13 protein-coding genes are annotated in these 17821 nt (G+C 68.8%); 9 read left to right on the forward strand and 4 right to left on the reverse strand.

Annotation, left to right across the window (positions count from 1 at the left end):
* The first annotated feature begins 50 nt into the window (after positions 1-50).
* Positions 51-1421 (forward strand): glycosyltransferase family 87 protein, encoded by a 1371-nt coding sequence (locus FB381_RS01015; RefSeq protein ID WP_246087904.1) that lies wholly within the window; start codon positions 51-53, stop codon positions 1419-1421.
* Here the strand turns inward: FB381_RS01015 and FB381_RS01020 are convergent.
* Together FB381_RS01020 and FB381_RS01025 are read right to left on the reverse strand one after the other, a co-directional pair.
* On the reverse strand, positions 1379-2431 hold the full coding sequence (locus tag FB381_RS01020) for an alanine racemase (protein ID WP_141778566.1): 1053 nt from the start codon (positions 2429-2431) through the stop codon (positions 1379-1381). The two genes, FB381_RS01015 and FB381_RS01020, sit on opposite strands and share 43 nt — an antisense overlap.
* 6 nt (positions 2432-2437) lie before the next feature.
* Positions 2438-3601, reverse strand: a complete 1164-nt coding sequence (locus tag FB381_RS01025) for a lipid II:glycine glycyltransferase FemX (protein ID WP_141778567.1) — start codon at positions 3599-3601, stop codon at positions 2438-2440.
* Positions 3602-3938: 337 nt separating this feature from the next.
* On the opposite strand from FB381_RS01025, the gene FB381_RS01030 reads away from it, so the two are divergent.
* The 5 genes from FB381_RS01030 to FB381_RS01050 all read left to right on the forward strand — a co-directional run bounded on the left by FB381_RS01030 (position 3939) and on the right by FB381_RS01050 (position 10620).
* Positions 3939-4541 carry an RNA polymerase sigma factor gene (locus FB381_RS01030; RefSeq protein WP_141778568.1) on the forward strand — a complete coding sequence of 201 codons (603 nt, stop codon included), beginning with the start codon at positions 3939-3941 and terminating at the stop codon, positions 4539-4541.
* A complete protein-coding gene (locus FB381_RS01035) occupies positions 4541-5050 on the forward strand; it encodes a hypothetical protein (RefSeq protein ID WP_141778569.1) in 510 nt (169 codons plus the stop codon). The genes FB381_RS01030 and FB381_RS01035 overlap by 1 nt, the downstream gene beginning before the upstream one ends.
* A 13-nt stretch (positions 5051-5063) precedes the next feature.
* The gene (locus FB381_RS01040; protein WP_141778570.1) at positions 5064-6614 is read left to right on the forward strand and encodes a S8/S53 family peptidase; all 1551 of its coding nucleotides are present in this window, start codon (positions 5064-5066) and stop codon (positions 6612-6614) included.
* 583 nt (positions 6615-7197) lie between these two features.
* Complete coding sequence (locus FB381_RS01045) at positions 7198-9048, forward strand: CHAT domain-containing protein (RefSeq protein ID WP_141778571.1); 1851 nt, start codon at positions 7198-7200, stop codon at positions 9046-9048.
* 297 nt (positions 9049-9345) lie between these two features.
* Positions 9346-10620, forward strand: coding sequence for an ATP-binding protein (locus FB381_RS01050; protein ID WP_211352292.1), 1275 nt, complete (start codon positions 9346-9348; stop codon positions 10618-10620).
* A gap of 307 nt (positions 10621-10927) precedes the next feature.
* On the opposite strand, the gene FB381_RS01055 is transcribed toward FB381_RS01050, so the two are convergent.
* Positions 10928-12985, reverse strand: a complete 2058-nt coding sequence (locus tag FB381_RS01055; RefSeq protein WP_141778572.1) for an acyltransferase family protein — start codon at positions 12983-12985, stop codon at positions 10928-10930.
* 133 nt (positions 12986-13118) lie between these two features.
* On the reverse strand, positions 13119-13913 hold the full coding sequence (locus FB381_RS01060) for a deoxyribonuclease IV (protein ID WP_141778573.1): 795 nt from the start codon (positions 13911-13913) through the stop codon (positions 13119-13121).
* 71 nt (positions 13914-13984) lie between these two features.
* On the opposite strand from FB381_RS01060, the gene FB381_RS01065 reads away from it, so the two are divergent.
* Genes FB381_RS01065 through FB381_RS01075 form a run of 3 tightly spaced genes read left to right on the forward strand, consistent with a single transcriptional unit; the run spans position 13985 to position 17788 of the window.
* Positions 13985-14305, forward strand: coding sequence for a metal-sensitive transcriptional regulator (locus tag FB381_RS01065; RefSeq protein WP_141778574.1), 321 nt, complete (start codon positions 13985-13987; stop codon positions 14303-14305).
* A gap of 32 nt (positions 14306-14337) precedes the next feature.
* Positions 14338-14541: a heavy-metal-associated domain-containing protein gene (locus tag FB381_RS01070; protein WP_141778575.1), complete on the forward strand. Its 204-nt coding sequence runs from the start codon at positions 14338-14340 to the stop codon at positions 14539-14541.
* A 4-nt stretch (positions 14542-14545) separates the two neighbouring features.
* Positions 14546-17788, forward strand: a complete 3243-nt coding sequence (locus FB381_RS01075; protein ID WP_141778576.1) for a heavy metal translocating P-type ATPase — start codon at positions 14546-14548, stop codon at positions 17786-17788.
* The last annotated feature ends 33 nt before the right edge of the window (positions 17789-17821 follow it).

Here is a 17821-nt window from a genome sequence, read left to right on the forward strand (position 1 = left end):
TGACCGCCCCGGCGGCGGAGGATCCGGTAGTCCGGACAGCCTCCACCGCCGTGGGCGGTCCTCTCGGGGGACTCGCACACGGCCGACGACGCTGGTTCAGCGTCGTCGGCCTGCTGCTGCTCCTGACCGCGCTCACGTTCGCGATCGGGATGGTCTCGAAGCAGACCTGCTACAACGCCACCTGGACCAACGGCGAGAGCCGATACACCGCTTTCTGCTACTCCGACCTGCCCTATCTCTACGTCGACCGCGGCCTTGCCGAGCAGGAATGGCCGTACGCCTCCGACGCGGACACCCGGGCGCGCTACCCCCAAGTGATGGAGTATCCGGTCGGCATCGCCTACTACGCCTGGGCGACGTCGTACGTCACCGACTGGCTCACCGACACCCCTGACGAAGACGAGAGGCATCTCGAGGAGACCTCCAGCTTCTGGGGCCTGCCGGGCATGCACCACGAGATCCGGGTCTTCATGATCGTGAACGTGATCGGCTTCGCGGTGGCGGCGCTGCTCTCCGTCTGGCTCCTGGCCCGTACGCATCCCCGACGGCCGTGGGACGCGGCCGCCTTCGCGCTGGCCCCGGTGCTGGCGGCCACCGGCGTCGTCAACTGGGACATGCTGGCCGTCGTCTTCGTGGCCGGTGCGCTGTGGGCGTGGTCGCGCGACCGGCCGCTGCTGACCGGCATCCTGATCGGCCTCGGCTGCGCGACCAAGCTCTATCCGCTCTTCCTGCTCGGCGGGCTGGTCGTCATCTGCCTACGGCGTCGCCGCTACTACGACCTGGCGGTCGCCGCCATCGCCACGGTGCTCGCCTGGCTGCTGGCCAACATGCCGGCGATGGCGAGCGGGCTGGAGCAGTGGAAGGTCTTCTGGAGCTTCAACTCCGAGCGCGGCCCCGACCTCGGCTCGCTGTGGCTGGTCGCCCAGCAGGCGACCGACTCCACCATCTCGGCCCACACGGTCAACGTCGTCTCCTGGGGCTTCTTCATCGCCTGGTGCGCCGGCGTGCTCGCCATCGGCCTGACCGCCCGGGAGACCCCTCGGCTGGCGCAGCTCGGCTTCCTGATCGTCGCCGGGTTCCTGCTGGTCAACAAGGTCTACTCGCCGCAGTACGTGCTCTGGCTGCTGCCGTTGGCGGTGCTTGCCGTGCCGCGCTGGCGCGACCAGCTCATCTGGCAGGCCGGTGAGCTCTTCTACTTCGTCGCGGTCTGGTGGTATCTCGCCGACCTGCTCGCCAGCGGCGGCGGTGACCAGACGGCCTACTGGTTCGCGATCGTCGTCAGGGTCGCGGTCGAGGTCTACCTGATCTCCGTCGTCGTCCGGGAGATCTATCAGCCCTGGCGAGACCCGGTGCGCTGGACCGAGGCCCGCGACGCGGCTCAGGACTCCAAGACGATCTCGTCGAACGAGGTCGCGGTGTAGCGCACCCGCACCTCGAGCTCCTCGCCCACCTCGGGCACCCGAGCGCCGGAGGGAAGCATGAGCATCGACTCCTGCATGTGCGGCGGCTCGGCGAACCAGAGCGTCTTGCCGTCGAGCGTGTAGGGCGAGCGGGCCTGCCCCATGGCGTCGAGACCACCACGGGCGACCGCGACCGCGCGCGAGCGCAGATGGGTGTCGCCCAGCGGTGCCTCGAGGCCGATGCCGTGGGCGGTGCCGCCGGAGGCGACCACCAGGTGGCCGGCGCGCAGTGCCGTACGGCCTCGGTAGCCGTAGGAGTAGCCGCGCTCCAGCGGGTGCACGTCCTCGACGGTCGCGGTGACGTCGAGCGCGCCGCGGTCACCGAGCCACAGGCCGGTGCCGACGCGGGCGCGGAAGGTGATGTCACCGTACGAGGCGCGCAGCTGGGCCATCTCGTTGGCGCTCAGGTGGGAGACCCACACCGTCTTGGCCTCGGCCCCGACGACGGCGTCCATCTGCGCGCGCACCTCGGCCAGCGAACCGCCGTCGAGCCCGAAGTGCATCGTGATGCCCTCGAACTGGGCGTGCTCACGGGCGATGGTGGCGGTCGGCCACAGGGCGCTCGGCGTCATCCCGTGACGGCGCATCGAGGTGACCAGCTCGAGGATCACTCGCGCGTTGGGCTGGCGCTCGAGCAGCAGCGGCAGATCTTCGGGGCGGCTGATCGTGTGGATCACCCGATCGGCGATCTCCGGGTTGATCTCGGGGGAGTAGGGCCGCCACGGGGTCAGCACGTAGATCGACCCGCTGAACCTGGTGGCGACCTCCCAGACCTCGTTGTAGGTGCCCACGGCGAGCGTGTCGACGCCGGCGTCGAGGCCGGTGAGCCACTCGGTCTGGTGGGCGAGCTTGCGCAGCGTGAAGCCGTAGCCGTTGCCCTTGGCCACCGGGACCAGCCCGGGGGTAGCCTCGGCGAAGGTCTGGACGTGCTTGCGCCAGCGGTCGGTGTCGACAGTCAGCTTCAATGGCATGCGAGATCAGCGCCTCTTCATGTAGAGATCGAAGGCCGTGTAGATGGCCTTGTTGAGCGGCAGGTCCCACTCACCGGCGTACTCCACGGCCTCGCCACCGGTGCCGACCTTGAACTGGATCAGCCCCACGTGGGAGTCGTCGGCGGAGAGCGTCGGGGTGATGCCGCGCAGGTCGTAGCTGGTCGCGCCGGCAGCCAGCGCGTCCTGGATCATCGCCCACTGGAGGGCGTTGGAGCCGCGTACGTCCCGCTTCTCGGTCGAGGAGGCGCCGTAGGAGTACCAGGCGTACTGCCCGACGCGCACCATGATCGTGGCGGCCACCACGTCGCCCTCGTGACGGGCGATGAAGAGCTTGATGCGGTCGGGATCCTCGGCCGACATCGCCGCGAACATGGTCTTGAAGTAGTCGCGGCGTCGCGGGGTGAAGTGGTCACGCTCGGCGGTGTGGACGTAGAGGTCGTGGAACGCGCTCAGGTCGGCGTCGAACTCGCCTCCGGCGGGCTTAGACGGCGTCGCGACCGAGACCTCGACGCCCATCTTGGCCGACTTCTTGATGTTGCGGCGCCAGAGCTGGTTCATCCCCTTGAGCACTTCGTCCTCGGTCTTCGGGGTGCCGTCGTCGTGGGCCAGCGGGATGACGAAGTTGTATTGCGGCTGCCCGGCGCCGAAGCCGTCCTCGGGGCTCTGCGGCTTCCAGCCCGCTGCCCGCAGCTGCGAGACCACGCGGGCGCCGGTGGCGTCGCGGTGGGTCGGCGTGAGCTGGTTGAGCCGCTGCACGGTGTCGTCGGCGATGCCGTCCTTGACCTGCGCAGCGCTCCAGGTCGCGGTGGTGACCCGGGGCCCGATGCGGATGCCGAACGCGCGGTTCTTCTTCAGGTAGGTCGCCAGCGGGGCCAGCCACGGCTCGAGGTCACCCGACCAGTCGATGCTCGGGCCCTCCGGCAGGTAGGCCAGCGTGTAGCGCTCCAGCTTGGGCACCGGCCGGTGCAGCACCAGCGCGGCACCGACGAGCGCGCCGCCGAGAGTGCTGTCGAACCAGCCGATCGACTCCGAGCGCCACTCGGTCTTGACCCGTGCCCAGGAAGGCGTCTGGAGGAAGCTCACGCTGGGCTGCTTCTCGATGAAAGCGAGATGCTCCGCAGCGGTGATGGGGCGCACGGTGAGACTCACCCGCCGAAGGCTACCCGTTTCGACCATCCAGCCCGAACCCGTGGTGGAGCAGGTTGGTGGACCGGTCGATGGGTCGGTCGGTGGGCCTGCCGCTGGGCTTGTCGGGGGCGTGCCGGAGTGGTCCACGCCACTGCGTCCCCGACACGTTCTCCGTCAACATCTAGTGAGTCTGTTGTGCAAAGACGCTATTGTCGGCGGCCAGATGTATCACGGCTGGAGCGGTGTGCTCCTTCATGGCGTGACAGCAACTATGACCACCACGATGGTGCGCCCGCGCGTCATCTGGCCCCCCGCCGGCACCGCACGGCTACGGAGGCCGCCGGTCGAGGAGGGGACTGTGACACGGGTACGCCGGGGGGTTGGCCACACAGATGCTCCGGCGACCGTTTGGTCCCGGGCCACCGCCGACTTCGATCGCTGGCTGAGCGGCGACTCCGCCGCACTCGACGAGCTCGTCGCCACCATGACCCCGGTCCTGTGGCAGATCGCCCGCTCCTACCGGCTCACCCAGGAGCAGGCCGAGGACGTCGTCCAGACCACCTGGCTCTCGTTCGTACGCAAGCACTCCTCGATCCTCGACACCGCAGCCGTCGGCGCCTGGCTCACGCTCACCACGCGCCGTGAGGCCTGGCGGGTCGCGAAGCGATCCGGGCGCGACGTACCGGTCGACGACGAGGCGCTCGAGTCACGGGTGCCGACGCAGCGCTCGGCGGAGTCGTTGGTCGTCGAGGGCGACCGCAACTCGCGCGTCTGGGCGGCCGTCGAGAGCCTGCCCGAGCGGTGTCGTCGGCTGCTGCGGGTGGTCGCCTTCGACCACCGGCCCGACTACTCCGGCTTGGCCGAAGAGCTCGGCATGCCCATCGGCAGCATCGGCCCCACCCGCGGCCGCTGTCTCGGGAAGCTGCGGGATGCGCTGCTCGACGAAGGGGAGGTGTCGTGATGGGTCGCTCGGAGGAGCCCACGCGCGATGAGCTGTTGGGTCTGGTCCGGCAGGCGTACGTCGCCGGTGACCCCGTGCCCGGCGGCCTGATCTCCCGGATGCAGGCGGCCGCCGCCGGCGCTGCCGAGGAGTCCGGTCTCGGGCTCGATCTCGAGCTGATGCTGCTGGTCGAGTCGTCGACGGGCGAGGCGCTCGGTGTGCGCTCGGCCGCGCCCACCTCGGCCCGCTCGGCCTACACGCTGCGCTTCGCGCAGTCGGGCGTCGACGTGCTGGTGCGGATCGCCTCCGACACCGACACCACCGCACGCCTCGACGGCTGGGTCGTCCCCGGCTCGCCCATGACCGTCCGCGCCATCCGCGCCGACGACGTCCGCACGCCCATCGTCGCGGTCACACTCGGAGACTCGGGTCGCTTCGAGCTCACCTCGCTGCCCGCCGGCCTCATCCGGCTCCGCTTCGAGCCCGCCGACGGCACCTCGGCCTTCCTCACCCCCACGTTCGAGATCTGACCCAGGAGTCACGATGGTTCATCGCCCCACCAGAAAAGAGCGCGAGCCGCTGCTGTCGGTCGCGCACGGCTCCACCGCCTCGCGCATTCTCGACCCGACCAACGCCGTCGCCGTCGACGGCGTCTCGGCCCGCTCGACGATCTACTCGTCCGCCGTTCTGCTGATCTCCAAGTCGGTCGACTTCGACGACACCTTCAAGCGCATCGAGAAGGCCGCCAAGGGTCTTGGGTGGCGCGCCATCGCCGAAGACGAGCCGGAGTGCGCCGTCGGGTTGCGGTTCGGCGTACGTCGCGTGCGGCTCGGGGTTCGGCCGGGCAAGGCGGCTCAGGCCCCTGACGCGTGGACGGTGCTGCAATATCTGCGCGCTGAGGGCCGTGGCAATGCGCGGGGGGTGAGTTTGGAGCACGTGCTCGTTCCTGATCCGCATAACGAGCCGAACCCGCATAACGAGCCGAACCCGCACAACGAGCCGAACCCGCACAACGAACCCAACCCGCACAACGAACCCAACCCGAGTTATGGGTACGACCCCCTCGGCACGGGCGGCCGGCGGCCTGTGGCCTTTGTCGGCGCCGCGCCGCGACGTCTGGTTGACGAAGAGCTGAACGGTCGAGATCGCCCGGTCGTTGCCGTTCTCGATACCGGCTGTGGCCCGCATCCCTGGCTGGACTTCGTTCAACGTGATGTACGCCTTGGCGACCACCCCATCGGGTGGCCGGCAGGCGTGCCCAGCTCGGAGATCGATGGTGACCAGGTTGGTCCTCTGGACGGGCTGATCGACCCAGTTGCCGGACATGGCACATTCATTGCGGGCCTGATTCATCAGGCATGTCCTGACGCCGAGATCCTTTCATGGCGAATCGTGCCGCCTGACGGCCCGATCGCTGAGACCGATTGGGTCACCGCATTGGCGCAGGTCGCTGAGCTGATGCACTTGTATCGCGCGGGCGATCCTCGCGGTCGGCGGATCGACGTCCTGAGCCTCTCCATGGGCTATTACCACGAGACGCCGGAAGACCAGATGTTCGACGGCACGCTTTACCCGATCTTGGCGGACCTGTCTGCGAACGGCACGCTCGTCGTCTGTTCGGCGGGTAACGATGCGACGTCACGTCCCATGTTCCCGGCCGCTTTCGCGCCATGGAGTGACGGGAACGGCCCGGTCTCGCTAACCGCCGACACTCTTCCAATCGTCTCTGTGGGTGCACTCAATCCGAATGGTGAAACCGACGCTCTCTTCAGTAACTCCGGCCCATGGGTTAGAGCGTACGAACGCGGCGCCGGCGTCGTCAGCACCTTTCCACTCACGTTTCAAGGTGGGTATCAAGCATCCATCGCGACCGAGTTCAACGGCAGGTCTCGTTCGTCGATAGACCCTGATGATTTCACCGGTGGGTTCGGCACATGGAACGGGACCTCATTTGCCGCCCCGCTGCTTGCGGGACGTATTGCGCAACTCCTCTTCGAAGGTGGTCGTCCGAGCGACGTGCGGCAGGACTTCAAGAGGATGTGGACGGCTCTCGAGGAGTTGACCTCCTTCAGGCAAGGCGCCGAAGCTCACTGACATGGAGACCGACGACCCGGCAGAGCTCCACCGTCTTGGTGTGGCGGTGCTCAGTTCGGGAAGAGTCGACGATGCGAAGAGCATTCTCGAACGTGCGCTGACGTCAGCTACGGACCCCGCGTTGCTGGCTCGTATCGAGTCGACACTGGCGTATATAGCGGCTGATGAAACTGACCTCGATCGTGCGCTCGCGCTATGTGATCGGGCCCTTCGGTTTGACGGTCTTGCCAGTGAGACGCGGGGAGCTTTGCTTCAACAGCGGGCAACATTGTTGCGTCGCGCAGGGCGTGCCAACGCTGCGCTAGCGGCCTTTGACGAGTCGATTGACGCTCTGGAGAACAGCTCTGACCTGGCAAAAGCCCACCTGAATAGGGGGACCGTTCACCTGGACCGACACGACATTGCACTTGCCGCAGCAGACTTCGAGGCTGCAGCCGTTAACTTTCGTGCGGCTGGGGAAGAGGTCTCTGCTGCGAAAGCCGAACACAATCGTGCCTACGCGCTCTTCCTCTCCGGCGATCTTGTCGGCGCACTGGCGTTGATGGAGTCGTCGTACGAACTTCAGGCCGCCGCAGGGCCACTCGTGAGGGCGGTCTGTGACGCCGACAGGGCCGAGGTGCTGATGGCGGCGGGTTTGACGCGGCAGGGCGGCGAGATGCTGCGGCAGGCGGCTGAGGCGTACGGATCGAAGGGGCAGCGGCAGCGGCAGGGGGAGGCCGAGCTGGTGCTGGCCTCACACCTGGTCGCGACGGACCCGGCGGAGGCGGAGCGGGTGGCGCGGTCGGCGCTGGGCTGGTTCGAGGAGGCGCGGGCGCCGGGGCTGGCGCTGCGGGCGCGGGCGGTGGCGTTCGAGGCGGCGGTGATCGCGGGTGCCGATCCGAGCGAGGACGGCGAGGCGCTGGCGGGGCCGCTCGAGGAGCAGGGTCTGAGCTGGCCGGCCGTGCGGGTGCGCATCCAGGCCAGGCTCGCGCGCATCCGCTCGGCGGGCAACGCCGGCCTGCCGACGAGGCGGGCGAGCGGCAGGGTCATCGGTCCGGTGCCACCCGATGCGCCCATCGATGTTCGCCTGCTGGAGCGGGAGCACCGGGCCGAGCTCGCGGTCGTCGCGGGCCGTCCGGTGGCGGGGCTCCGTGAGCTCAGAGCCGGTCTCGACGACTTCCATCTGTGGCAGAGCTCGTTCGGCAGTCTCGACCTGCAGACGAATGTGACCGGTCACGGCCGCACGCTGGCGAAGCGTGGCCTGGAGCTTGCCGTCGAGTCCGGCGAGACCGAGGTGCTCTTCGAGTGGTCCGAACGGGCCCGGATGCTGGCCTCGCGGGTGCAGCCGGTGCGGCCCCCGTCCGATCCGCAGCTCGTTGCCGACCTGGCCGAGCTCCGCAGCGAGGTCACTCCCGAGCGGGAGACCGAGCTGCGCGAGCAGATCCGGCAGCGCGCCTGGCGGGTCAAGGGATCTGGCCAGGTGTCTGAGCCGATCTCCCTGGCTGACCTGCGCGAACGCATCGGTGAGCATGCCCTCGTCGCCTACGTCATGGCCGCCGGACGCCTGGTCGCGATCGTGGTGACCGCGGACGGCGCCACCCGGATCGACCTCGGCGACCAGGCCGCGCTGAGGTCTCTCCTGGGTGGTCTGCTGCCGGATCTCGACGTCGCCGCGAGCGATCTTCCGGGCGCGCTCGGAGCCGCCGTACGGGGCGACCTGGCCGCCCGGCTCCAGCGGCTCGCGGAGCTGCTCGTCGCGCCGATCCTCGAGCAGGTCGGTGACCGCGCGGTCGTGCTCACTCCCTCCGCCGTGCTGGCCGCGGTGCCGTGGACGTTGCTGCCCGGCTTCACCGGTCGCCCGGTCACCGTCGCCCAGAGCGCCACGGCCTGGCTGGCCCGCGCCGACACCCCGCTACGCACCGCGTCGGCCGGGTTCGTCGCCGGCCCACGAGTCATGCGGGCCGCCGACGAGGTCGCCCAGAGCGCCACCGCGTGGTCCGACGCGCACACCCTCACGGGCGCGGACGCCACCGCGACCGCCGTCTCCACGCTGGCGGCCGAGGTCGACGTGCTCCACCTCGCCGCCCACGGCCACCACTCCGCCGACAACCCGCTCTTCTCCGGCCTCGAGCTCGCCGACGGCACCTGGTTCGGCTACGACATCGATGGCCTCGCCGCCGTCCCCGACGTCGTGCTCCTCTCCGCCTGCGAGGTCGGCCGGTCGAACGTACGCTGGGGCGAGGAGCTGATCGGCCTCGTCAGCGCCTGGCTCCATGCCGGCGCCCGCGCCGTGATCGCCTCGCCCGCAGTGGTTGCCGACGAGGCAGCGTACGACGTCTTCAGCCGTCTCCACGGCGCCCTCGCGAAGGGGCTCGCCCCCGCCGAGGCCCTCGCCGAGTCTCTCCCCGCTGCCACCGCCGACGCACCTCCGGCCCCGTTCGTCTGCTTCTCGTAAAGAACCCGAGATCTCGTAGAGGAGTGAGGATCCAACAGGTCCTCCCATCCGCGTGGGCTCAGGTGACCGAGGTGGCCGCTGCGAGGAACGCGCGTGCCTTCAGTGCGGGCACCCCCCGTGCGGTCGTGGAATCTGAGCGTGGGGAAGGGGTTCGGGCGGGAAGTGTTCTCGCCTTTTCGCTCGACCCGTCATGCGGCTAGATGCGGGCGCGATGAGCGGCTATATGCGGGCAATATCATCGGCTAGATGCGGGTGAGTCACCTGGCTAAATGCTGGACGCCGGGTCATGATGGGGGCATGGTGAAGGTAAATCAGTCTCCGATCGGACGCATCGTCCCGCGTCATGCGGAGAGCAGGCTGGTCGAGGCTCTTTCCGACACCAGGGTGGTACTCGTCAACGGCGCCCGCCAAGCAGGCAAGAGCACGCTCGTTGCCCAGGTCGCGAGGGACCGCGACATGGCGTGGTACTCCTTCGACAGCCCGGACACCCTCAACGGCGCCCGCCGCGACCCGGTCGAGTTCGTCAATCTGGCGCCGAGGATGGTGATCGACGAGGTCCAGCGCAATCCGGAGGTGCTGCTGCCGATCAAGGAGCTGGTCGACCGTGAGTTCGTACCCGGACGGTTCCTGCTCACGGGCTCCGCCCGCGTGCTCGGCCTCCAGAACCTCCCCGACACGCTGGTCGGTCGGATGGAGACGATCACGCTGTGGCCGTTGTCCCAGGGCGAGATCGACGACGCCCCGGACGGCTTCGTCGACGCCATCCTCGACCCTGACACCGAGATCCGCCACGACTCCGACCTGGCCCGTCGCGACTACGTCGAGCGCGTCGTACGCGGTGGTTTCCCTGAAGCCGTCGCGCGGGAGGGGCGCCGTAGGCGCAGCTTCCACGATGCGTACGTCGCCGACCTGATCAACCGCGATGTGGTCCAGCTTTCGGAGATCCAGCATGGCCGGGAGATGCGCCGACTCCTCAACCTCGTCGCAGCGCGTTCCGGGCAGCTCCTCCAGCCTGCCAAGCTTGCTGCTCTGCTCCAGATCTCGCGGTCGACGGTGGAGCACTATCTCGCGCTGATGGAGGAGGTCTTCCTCATCCGCCAGATCCCTGCGTGGGCACGCAACACCACCACTCGGACCGTACGAACCCCGAAGGTCGCCTTGGTCGACTCCGGCGTCGCCGCCGCGGTCCTACGCCAGAACCCTGATGCGCTCGCCCGCCAGGACGGTGAGCTCGGCGGACTCCTGGAAGGATTCGTGGCCATGGAGCTCGCCCGCCAGTTGACCTGGTCCGAGTCTGGCGCGGAGATGTACCACTACCGCACCAAGGACAACGTCGAGGTCGACATCGTCCTGGAGACTCCGGCTTTCGAGATCGTCGGCATCGAGATCAAGGCCACCTCCACGCCACGCGCAGAAGACTTCCGCGGCCTCCGACACCTCCAGGAACGCACCGGCGACGACTTCCTCGGCGGCTACCTCTTGCACACCGGACCTCGCACGATCTCGTTCGGGCCCAAGCTTCGGGCCGTGCCCATCAGCGCACTCTGGGAGACAGCTGCACCCGGCGCCTGAGATCCTTGAACATTTTCTAGATCGACACGTATCAAGGCGAACGGAGAGTTCTCCTAGAGGCTGTCCGGGGCGATATTCGGGGGAAATCGGCTCGGGCGTTGACGCCGCAGGTCTTCGGGGGAGGGCTCGCGGTTCCGGGCCGCGGTGCGGGACGGGCGCTAGGGGGATGCCCGACCTGCGCCGCGCGGCCTGTGACGGTGGGACCGGGTGGGGTGGTGGGGGGACGCCGCCCCACCCGGCAACTTTCAATTCTTCCGTGCCGTCACCGCATGGGCAATGGGCCGCGTGCGCAGAACTGATATGTGTTCTACGCGGAACGGTCCAGGCGGCCGAGGCGCTTGCCGAGCGCGGGGGTGACCCGGTCGACCCAGGTCGCGGTGATGTGGGAGTCGTCGTAGTAGGTGACCACGTCGCCGACCACGAGCGGGCAGCGCTCGGTGCAGACCAGGTCGACGATGTCGACGTAGTCGGCCGGGGTGTCCTTGATCGCCTCGCGGGTCACGTCGTTGGAGTCGACCTCGGTGCCGTTGGCCTTCACGACACAGTCCTCGAGGAGGTTGCGGGCGTCGGAGAGGCACTCGCCGGGGTCGTTGTCGACGGCGGGGACGTCGGCGAAGACGCGTACGTCGCGGGTGATCGTCTCGAAGGAGCCGACCACGTCGCGCACGCCCTCGCGCCACTGCTCCTCGGTGGAGACGCCGTCACGCTTCTTCATGTCGAGCATGCCGCGGGAGCCGACGACGATCGTGTCGGGGTCGAGCTCGGCGATCTTCTTGTCGGTCCACGTGCGGAAGTCCTCACACTCCTCGACCGACATCTTCGACGACTTCTGCTTCACGCCGTAGGCAGCGCAGCCGAGCTTCACGAACGGGACGAGCTTCACGTGCTGCTGCTCGGCGAGGGTGTCGAGCGCCGGCATCCACATGCCGATGTGGGAGTCGCCGACGACGGCCACGGTGCGCTTGGCCTTGGTGTCGCCGTAGGCGCACTTGTCTTCGAGCTGGGTCTCGCCGTAGCCGACGTAGCAGTAGCCGTCGCGCTCGGCCCAGGAGTCCTTGGCGTCGAACTCGACCTTCGGAGGCAGCGGCGCGCCCTCCTCGGCAGCCTTGACCGTCGTCTTCAGCACGCCGGGCACAGGCTTGTCGTCGGTCTCGAGCACGTCGGGGTTGTCGGCGAACCACTCCTTCGCGCTCGCCTTGGCGACGTCGACCTGATAGCCGGCGTACGCCTGCGAGCTCGTGCCCGCGACCAGGGCGAGCGCAGCGGCGGCCGGCCAGAGCGCGAGGGCGCGGCGGCCCTTGGTGAGATGCGGGATCTTGTGACGCTGGAACGGCATCTCGATGAAGTGGTAGCTCGCCGCGGAGGCCGCCAGGGTGAGCGCCAGCATGATCAGCAGCTGGCGGGTGCCGCCGCCGGGGATCGCGTCGGGGCCGAGGATCAGGATCGGCCAGTGCCACAGGTAGAGGCTGAACGAGATGTCACCCAGGTAGCGGAAGGGCTGCTTGGAGAGCAGCCAGCCGGTCGGGGTGTCGGGGCCGGCGATCAGCAGGGCGACGGTGGCGCCGACCGGCACCAGCGCGTGCCAGCCGGGGAACGGGGTCGCGTCGCTGAAGCTCACGGTGGCGTAGACCAGGGTGCCGATGCCCGCGAAGCCGAGGCCGGCCGCGACGAGGCGTCCGCGCCTGGGTGAGCTCGTCGTGATCTGCAGGCGACCGATGACGCAGGCGAGCAGGGCGCCGGCGGCGAGCTCGAAGGCGCGGGCCGGGGTCGAGAAGTAGGCCGTCGCCGGCTCGGTGGCGGTGAGGTGGATCGACCAGGCGAGGCTGACCGCCGCCACCAGTCCGGCGAGCGCGGTGATCGCCCGACGGCGCAGCTTCTTCGGGATCCACAGCGCGACAGCCAGGATCAGCAGCGGCCAGACGACGTAGAACTGCTCCTCGACCGAGAGCGACCAGTAGTGCTGGAACGGCGACGGTGCGGAGCTGGAGAAGTAGTCGACCGCTTCCTTGGCGAAGTGGACGTTGGCCAGGAAGACCGCCGCCCAGCCCGCATCACCGGCGATCTCGTCGGTGAGCGTCTGGGGAAGCACGATCGCGCTGTAGGCGAGCACGACCAGCATGGTCGCGGTCGCCGCCGGCAGGATGCGGCGGGCGCGTCGCGCGTAGAACTGGCTGATGCTGACTCGACCGCTGCGGTCTGTCTCCCGCAGCAGCAGCGTGGTGATCAGGAACCCGGAAAGGACGAAGAAGACGTCCACTCCGATGAAACCGCCCTCGAACCCTGAGAGCCCCGCGTGCCCTGCGATCACCAGACCGACAGCGACGGCACGGAGACCCTGAACATCGGCGCGCCAGTTCGAACTCATTCGGATAACGATATGACAATCGCGCCCCGGGGTCATAGTCGGCAGTCCCGGTCAACGGGCCTTCACGCCGATTCTTCAGCGGCCTCTCAGGCCCGGCACAGGGCCTTCTCCGGCGTCTTCTTCGGCCCCCTGCTCAGAGGCGTTCGCGGAGCCAGGCGAAGTCGCTGATGTGCTCCTCGGCGCCGCCCGGGGTCTCGCAGATGACCGGGGCGTCGGCGTCGCGGACGACACCCGCCAGCAGGTCGGGGTCGATGCGGCCGGAGCCGAAGTTGGTGTGGCGGTCGGCACCGGAGTCGAACTCGTCGCGGGAGTCGTTGCAGTGGACCAGGTCGATGCGTCCGGTGATCTTGCGGACGTCGTCGACGACCGTCTCGAGCGGGTTGCCGCCGGCGTGGGCGTGGCAGGTGTCGAGGCAGAAGCCGACCTCCTCGAAACCGGAGGCGGTCGAGATGGCCTCCCAGACACCGGCGATGCGGTCGAGGTAGCGCGCCATCGCGTTGTCGCCGCCGGCGGTGTTCTCGATCAGCAGCGGGATCTTGATGTCGGTCGCCTCGATCGCCTTGCGCCAGTTGTCGAAGCCCTTCGCGGGGTCGTCGTCCTTGCTCACGTGGCCGCCGTGGACGATCAGGCCCTTGGCGCCGACCTCGGCGGCGACGTCCATGTGCTGCTGGAGGAGCTTGCGGCTCGGGATCCTGATCCGGTTGTTCGTCGTCGCGACGTTGATGATGTAGGGCGCGTGGACGTAGAGGTCGACCCCGGCCTCCTCGGCGCGGGCCTTGAGCGCTGCCGCGCCCTCTGCGTACGTCACCACCGGGCCCTTGTAGGACTGCGGGTCGCCGAGGAAGAACTGCACCAGGCCTGCACCGCGGGCGGTCGCCTCGGCGACGGGGTCGGTCTGGTCTACGTGGGCACCGATCGCAACAGCCATGGGATCAGTCTAGGGCTCGCTACCGACACTCTCCTCTTGACTTCATACCTTACGGGGGTATGGTAGATCGCATGGACGAGCACACCGCGCACGAAGAGCACGCTGATCACGGCTACCTCCACAACAAGAACAAGGAGGCCTATCTCAAGCGTCTCAAGCGCATCGAGGGTCAGGTGCGCGGGCTGCAGCGGATGGTCGAGGACGAGGCCTACTGCATCGACATCCTCACTCAGGTCTCCGCCTCGACGAAGGCGCTCCAGGCGGTCGCGCTGGGTCTGCTCGACGAGCACCTCGGCCACTGTGTCGCTGGCGCCGTCCAGGCCGGCGGCGACGAGGCCGACGAGAAGCTGGCCGAGGCTTCCGCTGCGATCGCTCGCCTCGTCCGGTCCTGATTGTCAACAATCCTACTAGCCAGGAGAACCTCATGAGCACCCAGAACTTCACCGTCGTCGGCATGACCTGTGGCCACTGCGTCTCTTCGGTGACCGAAGAGATCACCGAGATCGCCGGCGTGAGCAACGTCGACGTCGATCTCGCCTCCGGCAACGTCACCGTCACCGCTTCCGAGCCGATCTCCGACGACGCGATCCGTGCGGCCGTCGACGAGGCCGGCTACTCGCTGGCCTGATCCGATGTCCCCCACCGCCGCGCCTCCCACCGAGCAGCAGCTCGAGATCGAGGGCATGACCTGCGCCAGCTGCGTACGCCGCGTCACCAAGGCGATCAGCCGCGTCGAGGGCGTCGAGGACGCCAACGTCAACCTCGCGACCGAGACCGCTCTCGTGCACTTCGATCCTGCGCGCACCGACCTGGCCGAGATCAGCGCCGCCATCGAGAAGGCGGGCTATCAGGCCTCCACCAGATCGTTGACTGTCGACAATCCGGAGGAGCCGGCGGTCGAGGACGACAAGGAGGCACGACGCGACGCGGAGCTCGGTCGCCTCAAGCGCCGCTGGATCACGGCGCTGGCGGTGGGCCTCGGCCTGATGGCCCTGATGTACGTCCCGCTCCCCGTCAACGCCATGGAGCCGGTGATGTCGATCGTGCTCGTGGTCGCTGCGGTCACCCAGTGGTGGGCCGGGCGCGACATCTATATGACGGCGGTGCGGGGTGCGCGTCACGGCGCGGTCGACATGAACACCCTGGTCACGCTCGGCACGGGGATCGCCTTCGCCTACAGCGCCTTCGTGACCCTCTGGATGGGGCAGGCCGAGGCGTGGGGCCTGCCGCTCCACCTCTACTTCGAGACCGCGCTGGTCATCGTCGCGCTGGTGCTGATGGGCCGCTGGCTCGAGGCTCGGGCCAAGTCGCGTACGGCGGACGCGGTCAAGGCCCTCGTCGGCCTCATGCCCGAGACCGCCACGGTCGTCCGGGGCGGTCGTGACGTCACCGTCGCGGTTGCGAACCTGCGCGAAGGCGATCGCATCCGCGTTCGTGCCGGCGAGAAGATCCCGGTCGACGGACGAGTCGTCGCGGGGTCGTCCTACGTCGACGAGTCGATGCTCACCGGCGAGAGCGACCCCGTCCGGAAGGCCGAGGGTGACATCGTCATCGGCGCGACGATCAACCAGACCGGCTCGTTCGAGCTCGAGGCGACCGCGGTCGGGTCCGAGACCACGCTGGCGCAGATCATCGCGATGGTCGAGTCGGCCCAGGGCTCCGGCACCAAGCTGCAGCGCCTGGCCGACCGGGTCTCCGCGGTGTTCGTGCCCGCCGTGCTGGTCGTGGCCGCGCTGACCTTCGTCGCGTGGCTCGTCTTCGGCCCCGACGCGGAGCGCCTCACCAGCGCCGTCACCGCCGCGATCGCGGTGCTCATCATCGCCTGCCCGTGCGCCCTCGGTCTGGCCACGCCCGCCGCCGTCATGGTCGGCGCGGGCCGGGCGGCCGAGCTCGGTGTGCTCGTCGGGTCCGGCGAGACCCTCGAACGCGCCCGCTCCGTCACCGCCATCGTCTTCGACAAGACCGGCACGATCACCCACGGCAGCCCCGAGGTCTCCGAGATCGTCCCCGCCGTTGGTTGGACGTCGCAGACCCTCGTACAGATCGCCGCCGCCGCCGAGACCGGCAGCGACCACCCCCTCGCCACCGCCATCCGCACGCGCGCCGCCGCAGCCGAGACGTCACCCCTGCAGGCCGAAGAGTCACCCCTGCAGGTCGAGAGGTCACCAGCCGATGCCCACTCGACCCGCACAAGTGACGTCTCGACCGGCAGAAGTGACGTCTCGGCGTTCGAGGCACACCCGGGGCTCGGGATCAGCGCCGTTGTGGACGGTCGTCGAGTGGTCGTCGGCAACGCGGCGATGCTGGCCGAGGAAGGCATCGAGGTCGCCGAGAACGGCGCGATGCAGGTGGCCGTCGACGGCACGTACGCCGGCTCGATCCGGGTCGAGGACCAGGTGCGCGAGGAGGCGGCGCACACCGTTCGTCTCCTCGAGGAGTCGGGCGTCGAGGTGCACATCCTCAGCGGCGACGCGGCCGAGACGGTCGCGAAGGTCGCCGACGAGGTCGGTGTCAGCCACGCCGAAGGTGCCCTGCTGCCCGAGCAGAAGCTCGCGCGCATCCAGCAGCTCCAGGACGACGGCAAGGTCGTCGCCATGGTCGGCGACGGGATCAACGACGCCCCCGCGCTGGCCCAGGCCGACGTCGGTATCGCGATCGGCACCGGCACCGACGTGGCCCTGGCCGCCTCCGACATCACCTTGGTCGGCGGCGACCTCCGCGGCGTGGTGACCGCGCTCGCGCTCTCCCGCCGCACGGTCGCGACGATCAAGCAGGGCCTGTTCTGGGCGTTCGCCTACAACGTGCTCCTCATCCCCGTGGCCGCGCTCGCGCTCCTCGATCCGGTCCTCGCCGGTGCCGCGATGGCGATGAGCTCGGTCAGCGTGGTGACCAACGCGCTGCGCCTGCGCGGTTTCCGGCGGCCCGAGACCCCCGAGGCGTACGCCGGGAGCGGCTTCCTCGTCAAGGCGCGCGACGGTGGATACCTCCTGGTCACAGCCGTGATCGCGCTCTCCATCGGCGCCGCGCTGACCTACCTGTCGCGCACCGAGCCGGCCCAGCGCGGCATGAACGGCACCTTGGAGTGGGCGCAGGGGATGAGCCCGATGCGACCCTCGATGACCGAGATGCACGAGGTCGACATCGCCCCGACTCCCTCCGACGACGCCGGCGTCGACGTGGCGATCACCAGGCGCGAGGGCGGCCTCCGGTTCGAGGTGACCGATGCCGCGACCGGCGATCCGATCACCGACCTCGGTCGCACCCACCAGGCCTGGATGCACGTGATCGTGACCAGCCAGGACCTCTCCTGGTTCCGCCACGTGCACGCCGAGCCGACGGGCCGACCGGGCGAGCTCGAGGCCGACGTGACCTTCCCCGCGGGAGGCACCTACCGGGTCGACACCGAGTTCCGACGCCGCGCCGCCATCGGTGACGTGCTCGACCGGCAGCGCGTCGATGTCGGAGGTACGCAGCCCGGAGCCGTGCCGTTGAAGGCCGGGCCGCGATCGTCGACAGTCGACAATGTCACCGTCACGCTCGAAGGCGACCTGGTCGCCGACCGGCAGAGCGACCTGCACTTCCGGTTCGAAGACAGATCCGGGAAGGTTGTCGACAATCTACAACCTTACCTCGGCGCAGCCGGCCACGTCGTGGTCATGAGCGCTGACGGAGAGACGTTCGTGCACGGCCACGCCGAAGGCGACGAGCTTGCCGTGCCCGGAACGACCTTCGGGCCCGAGCTCGGGCTGCATCTCGACGTACCGAAGCCTGGTCTCTACCGCCTGTGGGCGCAGTTCCGGCTCGGCGACGACACCGTGATCACGGTGCCGTTCACCGTCGAGGCCGTGGATTCGGCCACGGAATCCGCTGGTTGATACCCTGACGCGTCCCTTTCCACAGACGGATAT

This window comes from Nocardioides albertanoniae (genome assembly GCF_006716315.1).
Classification (GTDB): domain Bacteria; phylum Actinomycetota; class Actinomycetes; order Propionibacteriales; family Nocardioidaceae; genus Nocardioides; species Nocardioides albertanoniae.